Here is a 10,457-nt window from a genome sequence, read left to right as displayed (position 1 = left end):
CCCGCGCACACCCGAACGCGCGGGCCAGCGCGGAACGCTGAGGGCCGTTCGGGTAGAGGCGGAAGGAGTACCGAAGCTGCACGATGATCAACCTACCGGGCGGGACTGACAACAGCGCGGGAAGGTGCGAACGCGCACGTCACGGCAGGGTTCAGAATCGCTTCACCACCGGGGTAAAGCCCGGTGCACTGCGATTAGTCGAGGTAGCGATCTGCCCCCGAGGTCGCCGGGTCGGCCGAGCGGCTCGGTTGAGCGGTTCAGCCGAGCTGCTCGGCCGTGCGGTTCAGCCGACCGGCGCGGCCTGCCGTTCGGCGGCGGGCGGCCAGGGGCCGTGGGCGGCGACCTGGGCGCGCAGCCCCCGCAGGGCGCGGGCGGCGGCGATGCCCACCGCGCCGGTGACCCGGCCCTCCCGCAGGCAGGCGGCGGCGAAGCGGTGCTCGGCGAGGCTGCCGTCGACCAGTTCGAAGCGGTCGGCGCCGCCGGGGCTGCCGAAGGCCTGCACCCGCAGGCCGTACTGGTCGGTCCACAGGTACGGGACCGGCGCGTAGGCCTGGCGGGTGCCGTCCGGGCCGGCCAGCAGGTTGCGGGCGGCGAGCAGGGCCTGGTCGGTGGCGTTGGTGCGCTGTTCGAGGCGCCGGCGGCGGCCGGTGCGCGGGTCGGGCCAGGAGGCGGCGTCGCCGGCCGCCCAGACGCCGGGGCCGGCGGCGCAGTGGGCGTCGCAGGCCACGCCGCCGTCCGGCTCCAGCGGGACCCCGCTGCCGGCCAGCCACTCGGTGGCCGGCAGCGAGCCGATCGCCATCAGCACGGCGTCGGCGGCCAGTTCACCGCCGTCGGCGAGCCGTACGCCGGCCGCCCGGCCGTGCCGCCGGAGCACGGCGGCGGCCGTGCCCCGGTGGATCCGCACCCCGTGCTCGCGGTGCAGGCCGGTCAGCAGCGCGGCCGTCTCCGCACCGAGGACGGCGGCCAGCGGCGCGGCGGCCGACACCAGCCAGGTCACCTCGGCGCCGAGCCCGACGGCGGTGGCCGCCGCCTCGGCGCCGAGCAGTCCGCCGCCGACCACCAACAGCCGTGCGCCCGGGCGCAGTTCCTCGCGCAGGGCGAGGGCGTCGGGCAGTGTGCGCAGCACGTGGGCGCCGGGCAGCGGTTCCTCGGCGCCGGGCAGCCGGCGCGCTCGCACGCCGGTGGCCACCACCAGGGCGTCGCAGCGCACCTGCCGGCCGTCGGCCAGGTGCAGGGTGCGGGCGCCGCGGTCCAGGCGCTCGGCCGCCACGCCCAGGCGCAGGTCCAGCCGCAGCTGCGCGAGGGCGGCGGGCTCGCGCAGGGTCACCTTCCCGGGCTCCCACTGGCCGTCGAGGAGCTGCTTGGACAACGGCGGCCGGTCGTACGGGAGTTCGGGCTCGGCCCCGACGAGGGTGAGGCGGCCGTCGTAGCCGGCCCGGCGCAGCGCCTCGGCGGCGTGCAGTCCGGCGGCGCCGGCTCCGACGACGGCCACCTCGCGCGGTGCGGTCACACGTTCTCCAGGGTGATCGCCGTGGCCGGGCAGACGGCGGCGGCCTCCTGGACGGCCTGGTGGAGGTCGGCCGGGGGGCGGGCGTCGAGCAGGACGACGATGCCGTCCTCGTCGCGCTGGTCGAAGACCTCGGGGGCGGCGAGCACGCAGTGGCCGGCGCCGCAGCACTTCTCCTGGTCGATCCGGACGAGCATGGGTTTCCCTTCGGGGGTGGGGTGGGGGGTGGGGTGGGTACGGAGGGGCGGGCTACCAGGCGACGGGCAGTTCGTGGACGCCGTAGATGAGCATCTCGCCGCGGAAGCGGACGTCCTCGAAGGCGGTGGCCAGGCGCAGTTCGGGCAGGCGCCGCAGCAGGGTGTCGAGGGCGATCTGCAGTTCCAGCCGGGCCAGCGGCTGGCCCAGGCACTGGTGGACGCCGAAGCCGAAGGCGAGGTGGCGGCGGGCATCGCGGGTGAGGTCGAGGGTGTCGCCGTCGGGGAACTGCGCGGTGTCCCGGTTGGCGGTGCTGATCATGCAGACGACGCCCTCGCCGGCCCGGATCCGCACCCCGCCGAGCTCGACGTCCTCGGTGGCGACCCTGGTCAGGCCGGAGTGCACGATGGTCAGGTAGCGCAGCAGTTCCTCGACGGCGCCGGGGACGGCCTCGGGGTGGCGGCGCAGGTGGTCGAGCTGGGCGGGGTGGCGCAGCAGGGCGAGGACGGACAGCGCGGTCATGTTGGCGGTGGTCTCGTGCCCGGCGACCAGCAGCAGCCGGCCCATCGCGCCGATCTCCCGGGTGTTCAGTTCGCCGCGCTCGACCAGGCGGCTGAGGATGCCGTCGTCGGGGTGGGTGCGCTTGGTGTCGGTGAGTTCCTCCAGGTAGTCGGTCAGCCGGGCCTGGGCGGTGATGACGTCCTCGACCGGGGAGTCGCGGCGCAGCAGGACGCGGCTGCACTCCTGGAAGAACTCGTGGTCCTGGTAGGGGACGCCGAGCAGCAGGCAGATGACCAGGGAGGGCAGCGGCAGGGCGAACTCGCGGACCAGGTCGGCCTCGGTGCGGCCCTCGGTCATCCGGTCCAGCAGCTCGTCGGCGATGCGCTGGACCTCGGGGCGCAGCGCCTCGACCTTCTTGATCATGAATTCGCCGGTGAGCATCCGGCGCAGGCGGGCGTGCTCGGGGTCGTCCATCCGGATGAAGACGGGCTGGCCGTTGTTCAGCTGGCGGGCGCCGGCGCTGACGAAGGGGAAGCCGGGGCGGGTGGAGTCGGAGCTGAAGCGGGCGTCGGAGAGCACCGCCTTGATGTCCTCGTGGCGGGTGAGCAGCCAGCTGGGGGAGCCGTCCCAGAGGGAGATGCGGCTGATCGGCTCGTCCTGCTGGGCCTGCTGATAGGCCGGCGGCGGGGCGAAGGGGCAGGTGCCGCGGGCGGCGGGGTGGGTGAAGCGGGGGGTCTGTGCGGCGGTGGCCATGGGGGGCTCCCCTCTCGGAGCTGGCTGTGCCGGATGGGTCGGTCCGGTCCGGCCCGCGGTGCCGTGCGGGGCACGCGAGGGTGCGGCCGTGCGGGGGCACGCGGGTGCGGCGGGCGTGCGGGCCCGGAGCATTTACGTGCCAAAAGCAACTAACTCGCTGTCACGCTAACTCGCGGTCCGTGGTGGCGAAAGGGCCCATCCGGTGGGCGCCGAATCTGTCCGAAATCCGGTGACCGGTCTGCGCCGCAGCCGGGAGGCGCACCGGCCGCTACAGTTCCCCCATGTCGGACGCCGCAGACGATCGGACCGCCACCGCGGACACCGCCACCGCAGACCTGGAGGCCGTACTGGCCTCGCTGGCCTACCTGCTGACCCGCTCCCAGGAACACGAACGCCGCACCGCCAGGGCCGGCATCACCGCCGCACGCTCGGACGTCTACCTGCTGCGCGCCCTCGCCGAGGCCGACGGGCCCAGCCGGGTGGGCGACCTGGCCGAGCGGCTGATGGTCAAGCCCTCCCACGTCACCCGGCAGATCGACCGCCTGGAGGGCCAGCACCTGGTGGCCCGCACCCCCGACGCCCTGGACCGCCGGGCCCGCCGGGTCGCCCTCACCTCCGACGGGCGGGACCTGCTGGAGCGGCTGAAACAGGCCAACATCACCGGCCTGGCCGACGCCCTGGCCGGCGTCCCCGAACCGGACGTCGCCGCGACGGTCAGCGTGCTGTGCCACCTGATCGAGCGCTACGTCCAGCGCGTACGGGGCTCACTGCTCTCGGACGACGACACCACTCCCCCGGCCCCGGCACCGGCCGACCCCCGCGCCGCGCTGCGCGACGCCGTCGAGTCCTGAGCCCGCCCCTACTCGGGCCCCGGCTCCCGCCGGTGGACGAACTCCCGCATCGGGTCCGGCTGCAGGGCCTTGAGGGACAGCGACACCCGTTCGCGGACCGGGTCGACGTCCAGGACCTCCGCCGTGACCCGCTGTCCGACCGCGACGACGTCACCGGGGCCGTCGATGGGCCGCCAGGACAGCTCGGGGAGGTTGATCATCGCGGTGAAGCCGCCGAGGTCGACGAACGTGACGCCGAAGCTGGCGATCTCGGTGACCACACCGGTCACGGCCTGACCCCGGCGCAGGGTCCGCAGGAAGGCCCAGTCCCGGTCCCCCGGCGCCGGCTCGGTGCGCCACCGGGCCCGCAGGACGCCGTCGGCGTCCGGCAGCACCGCGGTGAACAACGGGCCGCGCTCGCCGGAGTACACCGACAGGACGGCGGCGGCCTTGGGGCCCGTCTTCAAACTCCCGTCGTTCGCCTGGAGGGCGGGCGGGGCGGCGTTGGGGTGCGTGCATCGCAAGGCGGAGGAGGGAGCCACTGCGGAGCATTGGCGACCGACGACAACGCGGCGAGGTGCGCTTGTGCCCTGGGGGTACCTCCCGGCCGAAGGCTGGGGGAGCGTCGCCCCGCAGGCGGGAGTTTGAAGACGGGCCCCAGCCCCGGGCAGTTCGGCGGCCCGCCCCCTGAACTCCTCCGCATCCGCCACCGCGCCGGTGATCCGGCCGTCGTGGCCTTCCCGGAGGAACTCGACCGGGCCGTCCTCGGGCAGGGCCGCCAGGGCCGCGGCGACGTCGGTGAACAGCTCCGGCCACACGGCGAGTCGAGCGCGCGGGGCCAGCCGGGCCCGCACCGCGTCGACCGCCTCCTCCGCCCTCGTCACCTCCGCTGCCGTCGCCGCCGCCCGACCGTCGCCGAGCCGGTGCCAGCGGGAGGCGTTGTCGGCGGGCGTCTCCTGCAGCAGCGCCGCCCGGCCCTCCACCACGTACCGGCGCAGCCTGGCCCAGAACTCCTCGTCGGCGGGGCACTGCTCGCCCGGTTCGTCGTACTCGGCCTCGTACGGGGAGGCGTCCATCGGTTCCGGGTGGAGGCCCAGCGCGCGGGTGCGCGCCAGCGCCGCCGGGCAGGGCGCGTCGCTGCCGACGTAGACGTACTGGTCCCAGCCGACGTGCACCGCGAAGGCGGGTACGGCTGCCTCCGCCCCGGCGTCGGGCCCGGCGTCGGGCTCGGTCTCCAGGCGGCACCAGGCGCCGCTGTCACGGAGCATCGCCCGCACCAGCTCCAGGCCGACCGCGACCGGCACCCGGGCGCCGTCGTGGAAGCCGGTCAGGTCGGGCGGGAACAGCCCCGCCAGGCCGCCGCCCTCGACCGCCGGCTCCGCCCCGAAGTGCGTGAAGCCGGGCGGGGCCTGGGGTTCGCGGATCGACAGCCACCGCACGCCGCTCTCCTCGGCGAAGGCCGCGACGGCCTCCAGGTAGGCGGCCTCGACCGGCCCGTGGTCGCTGACCGCCTCCTCCGTCCCCGTGTAGACGCCCCGCTCGTCGCGGTCGGCGGGGTCGTACTTGGTGATCCGGTACACGTGGGACGGCGCGGCGCGGTGACGCCGGGGACGGGAGCTCACCGGGCCATCCTGCCGGAGCCACCGGAGCGCGCGGCGGCGGGGCGGGCGGTCAGGGGAGGTGGGGGGCGGCCGCGGCGGCTTCGGCGGTGTTGGCGTGGTGGGCGGCCTGGCGGGTGACGGGGAGCCAGGTGGGGCGGAAGCGGTGGCGGTAGTGGGCGCACCAGGTGTGGAGGAGGGCGGCCGGGCGGGGGTCCGGGGCGGGGGTGGCGCGGCGCAGCAGGGCGGCGGCGCGGACCGGGATGCGGTGGGCCCACAGGTCGATGCCGGCCAGGTGGGCGCGGGTGGGCGGGGGCGACGGCGGCAGGGGCCCCTCGGGGGTGCGCGGGTCCCAGGCGTCGGCGAGTTGGCGCAGTGCGGTGAGCTGGGTGCGGGCGGCGCGCAGCAGCGGGGTGTCGTGCGGGCCGTCGTGCGGGGGCAGGGCGGTGAGCAGTTCGGTGAGGCGGTGGCCGCGTTCGCGCAGGTGGTCGGCGGCGGCGCGCAGGTGGCGGTCGGCGTCCTCGGGCGGGACGGGGGCGGGGTCGCCGAGCCGGTCGCTGGTCCAGGCGGGCACCTCGACGACGACGGTGCGCCCGCCGTGGCGCCGGGGGGCGAACCAGGTGGCGGCCCGGGCGCCGCCCCGGGCCTCGGGCTGCTCGGTGAGCATGCCGGTGGTGTTCTCCTGGGTGTCGATGTGCTCGGGCTCCATCAGGAAGACGCCGGGGCTGACGGCGGGCAGCCGGTGGGTGTCGAAGGAGCCGGTCTCCACCGGGATGCCGAGGGCGGCGGCGGAGCGGGCGAAGGGGGCGGCGAGGGCGGTCGGGTCGGCGGTGGCCTGGAGGAAGGTGCCGCCGACGTCCGCGGTGTGCAGGGAGAGTTGGAGGGCGGGCCGCAGTTCGTCGATCAGGTCGAGCAGGATCCGGCTCTCGGGGAGGCGGCCGCCGATCGCCGGGGCCCATTCGGGCTGCTCCTCGGCGGCGGGGCGGTAGTAGCCGGCGAAGTAGGCGGGCAGGGTGCGGGCGAGCAGGCCGCCGCGGGCCAGGTGGGCGCCGTCGGGGTCGAGGCAGAGCAGCAGGTGCCAGGTGGTGGCCGGGTGCCGGGCGGGGCGGGCCAGCACCCGGTGGGCCAGTTCGACGAGGCCGGCGCGGCCGGAGAACTCGTCGGCGTGGGCGCCGGAGACGACCAGGACGTTGTCGGTGCCGCGGTCGGCGGCGGGGCGGTCGGTGGCGGTACCGCCGCCGTCGGGGCCGATGGAGAGGAGGTGGAGGGGGCGGCCGGCGCGGGAGGTGCCGAGGGTGCGCAGCCGGCAGCGTCCGGGGTGGCGGGCGGCCAGGTGGCGGGCGGTGTCGGTGAGTTCGTCGAGCGTGGGGTAGCGGTCGTGGAGCAGGATCGCCCTGCCCGCGGCGGTCGAGGTGTCGGTCAGCATCGGTCCCCTCCCCTGGTGTCCGGAGGTGGTATTGGATCCGATCGGGTACGGCTCCGTCCAGGGCGCCGCGCGGGCCGGTGCGGGGTGGTCCGGGGGCGGGGAACCGTGCGTCATCGCGGGGTTGCCTACTGTCATATGCTTGCCATATTTGCTGGTCAGGGTGGGGGCGCGGGTGGAATTCCGGTTGTTGGGCTCGGTGGCCGTGGTGGCCGCGGACGGACGGGAACTCGCCCTCGGCTCGCCCAAGCGCCGCAGCCTGCTGGCCGCGCTGGCGCTGAACCCCGGCGCGCCGGTCGGCATCGACCGGCTGACCGAGGCCCTCTGGGAGGAGGAGCCGCCCCGGCACGCCCGCACCGTCATCCACAACCACGTCTCCGGGCTGCGCGCGGTCCTCGCCGAGCACCGGGCCCCCGACGCCGGGGTCGAGCTGGCCACCGACGGCAGCGGCGGCAGCGGCGGCTACCTGCTGCGGGTGCCCGAGGCGGCGGTGGACGTCCGGCGCTTCGAACGGCTCGTCCGGGACGCCCACGGCGCCCGGGAGGCCGGCGCGGCGGTGGCGGCCCTGCGGGAGGCGCTCGCGCTGTGGCGCGGACCCGCGCTCGCCGGCACCGAGCCCAGCCTGCCGCTGCAGTGCGCCGCCCAGGCGCTGGAGGAGCTGCGGCTGTCCGCGGTGGAGGAACTGGCCCGCGCCCACGGCCGGCTCGGCGACCACGGCGCGGCCGCGGGCGTGCTGGCCGCCGAGGCCGCGCTCCACCCGCTGCGGGAGTCGCTGGTCGCCGCGCTGGTGGTGGCGCTCGGACGGGCCGGGCGGCGCCCGGAGGCGCTGGAGTGGTTCCACCGCACCCGCCGGACCCTGGCCGAGCAACTGGGTATCGACCCCGGGGCGGAACTCGCCGAGGCCCACCAGCTGCTGCTGCTCGGCGACCTGGCGCCGGGGCACGCGACGGAGCGGGGTTCCGCCGTGGCGCCGGGGCACGCCGTGGGGCCGAGTTCCGCGCTGTCGTCCGGGCCCGCCCCCGTCCATGCGCTGACGTCCCGGCCCGGGGCCGCCCCCGCTTCCGTGGCGGCGGAGCCCGTCCCCGCGCCGTGGCCCTTCCCCCGGCGGCCCCGGGGGTTCTCCGGGCGCGAGGACGAGCTGGCCGCGCTCGACCGGGCCGCCCGCGCCCCCGGCGCCATCGCCGTCGTCACCGGCGGGGCCGGGGTCGGCAAGACCGCCCTCGCCGTGCACTGGGCGCACCGGCGCCAGGCCGACTTCCCCGACGGACGGCTGTTCGTCGACCTGTGCGGGCACAGCCCGCTGCCCGAACGGGCCACCGGCGCGGTGCTGCGCGAACTGCTGCTCGCCCTCGGCCTGCCCGCGGAGCGGATGCCCTCCTCCCCCGAGGCGCTGGCCGCCCGCTACCGCGAACTGACCGCCGGGCGCCGGATGCTGATCGTGCTCGACAACGCCCGCCGCTCCGAGCAGGTCCGCCCGCTGCTGCCCGACGGGGACGGCTGCGTCACCCTGGTGACCAGCCGCGACCGGCTCGGCGGACTGGTCGCCTCGGACGCCGCCCGGCCCGTACCGCTGGCCGAACTGTCCGCCCCGCAGTCCGTCAGCCTGCTCGCCACCACCCTGGGCCCCGACCTCGGCCCCGAACTGGTCGGCGCCGAACCCGAGGCCGCCGCCCGGCTGGCCCGGCTGTGCGACGGGCTGCCGCTCGCCCTGCGCCTGGCCGCCGCCCGCCTCGCCACCTGCCCGCACCGGGGACTGGCCGCACTCGCCGACGAACTCGCCGACGAACAGGGCCGGTTGGGGCTGCTGGAGGTGGAGGACACCAGCGTCGCCGCCGCCCTGGCCCTGACCGTCCAGCACCTGTCCGCCCCCGCCCGCCGGCTGTTCCGCCGCCTGGGCACCCACACCGGCACCACCCTCGACAGCCGCACCGCCGCCGCCCTCGCCGGCTGCGAACTGCCCGACACCGCAGGCGCGTTGGGGCAACTGGCCACCGCCCACCTGGTCGTCGAGATCGACCGGGACGCCTACACCCTGCACGACCTCGTCCGGCTCTACGCCCGCAGCCTGCGCACCCCGCCCGGCGAGGACGACTCCGACACCCTGCCCCGGCTCCTCGACCATCTGCTGAACACCCTGCTCGCGGCGAGCGCCGCCGCCGAACCCGGCAGCGAACCGTGCTGCGCACTGCCCGCGGGGGCCCGGCGGCCCGTCGAGGTCCGCCCCTTCCCCGACCGGGCGAGCGCCCTGGCCTGGTACGCCGCCGAACGCGACACCCTGCGCGGCGCCGCGCTGGCCGCCGTCGGCGCCGGACTGCACGACCGGGCCTGGCGGCTGGTCCTGCTGCAGTGGCCGCTGATCGTGTGGCAGGTCCGGGACGGCTGGGTGCCGCTGCTCGAACACGGCCTCGCCGCCGCCGAGGCCGACCTCGACCCCGGCGCCCAGTCCCGGGCCCGGGCCCTGCTCGGCTGGGTGCTGCTGGAGGAGGGCCGGCCCGAGGAGGCCCTGGTCCACCTCGCCCGGGCCCCCGGCCTGGCCGCCCTGGCCGGCGACCGCAGCGCCCAGGCCGTCGCCCTGGTCAACCTCGCCGCCGCGCTCACCCGCTACGGCGCACCCGGGCCCGGGAACCTCCCCGCCCGGGTGCGGGACCTGCTGGGCCGCGCCCTCGCCCTGGCCGAAAAGGCCGGCCGCGCCGACCTCGTCGCCCTCGCCCGCCAGCACCTCGCCGACACCTGCCTGGCCGGCGGCGACCCCGAGGCGGCCGCCGACCACGCCGCCCGCGGCCTCGCCCTCGCCGAACCGCCCTTCCCGGCCGCCCGCCGGGTCGTCCTGCAGACCCTGTACGGCCGCGCCCTGGCCGCCACCGGCCGCCGCGAGGAGGCCGCCCGCCACCTCGACGCCGCCCTGCGCGCGGCCCTCGCCCACCGGTACGACGAGGGCGAGGCCGCCGCGCGGGCCGCCCTGCGGGACCTGTCCGGCGGCGCGGGCGCGGGCGGCACGGGCGGCGCAGCGCGCACGGGGCCGGACCGGCGCTGCTGACGGCGGGGCCGGGCCGGCGTCAGCGGTAGACGCGGGCCGCCCGGGCGCGGTCGGCCAGGACATCGGCGATGAACAGGCCGAGGTCGAAGTCCTCGGCGTCGACGAACGGGGTCGGGTCGTCCGCCGGGCCGGACCACTCCGGCGGCACCGGGTAGCGCAGTTCGGCGACCCGGCCGACGGTCAGGACGCACTGCGGGCCGACGATCCGGTGCCGGACCGCGGTGGCGGCGTCGAGGCGGGTGTCGTGCTCCCCCACCCGGATCCGCAGCCCGTCCGTGGCCCGGTAGAACACCACGCCGACGCGGGCCAGTTGTCCGTAGTGGCCGTGGACGCGCTGCCCGGGGTCGGCGGTGCGCCCGGGACCGAGCAGCCCGGTCGCCGGGTCGAAGTCGGCGACCCGGCCGAAGGTGTCGAAGTCGGCGATCAGCACGGCGGGTTGCCTCCCACGGGGTCCGGTACTCGACGGCGCCGGGGGCGGGGGCGCCCGCCCCCCCCCCCCCCCCCCCCCCCCCCCCCCCCCGTCCAACCACCGGGTGCCACCACCTGGTCCCCCCCGCGGGCGCCGCCCGTGGGGTGGGGGGGCATTGGACACCACCCCACCCCCGCGCCCCCC

9 protein-coding genes are annotated in these 10,457 nt (G+C 77.2%); 2 read left to right on the top strand and 7 right to left on the bottom strand.

Annotated elements, in window-relative coordinates; translation table 11 throughout:
- The 4 genes from ACIQWA_RS40750 to ACIQWA_RS40735 form a co-directional block, all read right to left on the bottom strand.
- The coding region (locus tag ACIQWA_RS40750; protein WP_402492210.1) for a helix-turn-helix domain-containing protein at nucleotides 1-82 on the bottom strand (82 nt) is incomplete at its 3' end.
- Nucleotides 83-283: 201 nt separating this feature from the next.
- Entirely contained in the window at nucleotides 284-1,510 is a 1,227-nt protein-coding gene (locus ACIQWA_RS40745; RefSeq protein WP_402492207.1) for an NAD(P)/FAD-dependent oxidoreductase, read from the bottom strand.
- On the bottom strand, nucleotides 1,507-1,704 hold the full coding sequence (locus tag ACIQWA_RS40740) for a ferredoxin (RefSeq protein ID WP_402492204.1): 198 nt from the start codon (nucleotides 1,702-1,704) through the stop codon (nucleotides 1,507-1,509). Before ACIQWA_RS40740 ends, ACIQWA_RS40745 begins: the two co-directional genes overlap by 4 nt.
- Nucleotides 1,705-1,756: 52 nt before the next feature.
- Nucleotides 1,757-2,956, bottom strand: coding sequence for a cytochrome P450 (locus ACIQWA_RS40735; protein WP_360231977.1), 1,200 nt, complete (start codon nucleotides 2,954-2,956; stop codon nucleotides 1,757-1,759).
- A gap of 281 nt (nucleotides 2,957-3,237) precedes the next feature.
- Between ACIQWA_RS40735 and ACIQWA_RS40730 the strand changes: the two genes are divergently transcribed.
- Entirely contained in the window at nucleotides 3,238-3,807 is a 570-nt protein-coding gene (locus tag ACIQWA_RS40730; protein WP_402492202.1) for a MarR family winged helix-turn-helix transcriptional regulator, read from the top strand.
- Between the two features lie 8 nt (nucleotides 3,808-3,815).
- Here the strand turns inward: ACIQWA_RS40730 and ACIQWA_RS40725 are convergent, their stop codons facing one another.
- Nucleotides 3,816-5,408, bottom strand: coding sequence for a S1 RNA-binding domain-containing protein (locus tag ACIQWA_RS40725; RefSeq protein ID WP_402492199.1), 1,593 nt, complete (start codon nucleotides 5,406-5,408; stop codon nucleotides 3,816-3,818).
- Between the two features lie 49 nt (nucleotides 5,409-5,457).
- Nucleotides 5,458-6,810 carry a M14 family zinc carboxypeptidase gene (locus ACIQWA_RS40720; protein WP_402492197.1) on the bottom strand — a complete coding sequence of 451 codons (1,353 nt, stop codon included), beginning with the start codon at nucleotides 6,808-6,810 and terminating at the stop codon, nucleotides 5,458-5,460.
- A gap of 172 nt (nucleotides 6,811-6,982) precedes the next feature.
- On the opposite strand from ACIQWA_RS40720, the gene ACIQWA_RS40715 reads away from it, so the two are divergent.
- Nucleotides 6,983-9,844, top strand: a complete 2,862-nt coding sequence (locus ACIQWA_RS40715) for a BTAD domain-containing putative transcriptional regulator (RefSeq protein ID WP_402492194.1) — start codon at nucleotides 6,983-6,985, stop codon at nucleotides 9,842-9,844.
- 19 nt (nucleotides 9,845-9,863) lie between these two features.
- Here the strand turns inward: ACIQWA_RS40715 and ACIQWA_RS40710 are convergent, their stop codons facing one another.
- A complete protein-coding gene (locus ACIQWA_RS40710) occupies nucleotides 9,864-10,274 on the bottom strand; it encodes a hypothetical protein (RefSeq protein WP_360231995.1) in 411 nt (136 codons plus the stop codon).
- Nucleotides 10,275-10,457 lie beyond the last annotated feature (183 nt).

Origin of the sequence: Kitasatospora sp. NPDC098652 (assembly GCF_044760155.1) — a bacterium.
Classification (GTDB): domain Bacteria; phylum Actinomycetota; class Actinomycetes; order Streptomycetales; family Streptomycetaceae; genus Kitasatospora.
This window is presented reverse-complemented; position numbering and strand designations above follow the sequence as displayed.

What these genes read in the sequence shown, in the direction of transcription:
- ACIQWA_RS40740 (WP_402492204.1), bottom strand. Translation starts at nt 1,704, where the DNA reads ATGCTCGTCCGGATCGACCAGGAGAAGTGCTGCGGCGCCGGCCACTGC.
- ACIQWA_RS40735 (WP_360231977.1), bottom strand. Translation starts at nt 2,956, where the DNA reads ATGGCCACCGCCGCACAGACCCCCCGCTTCACCCACCCCGCCGCCCGC.
- ACIQWA_RS40730 (WP_402492202.1), top strand. Translation starts at nt 3,238, where the DNA reads ATGTCGGACGCCGCAGACGATCGGACCGCCACCGCGGACACCGCCACC.
- ACIQWA_RS40720 (WP_402492197.1), bottom strand. Translation starts at nt 6,810, where the DNA reads ATGCTGACCGACACCTCGACCGCCGCGGGCAGGGCGATCCTGCTCCAC.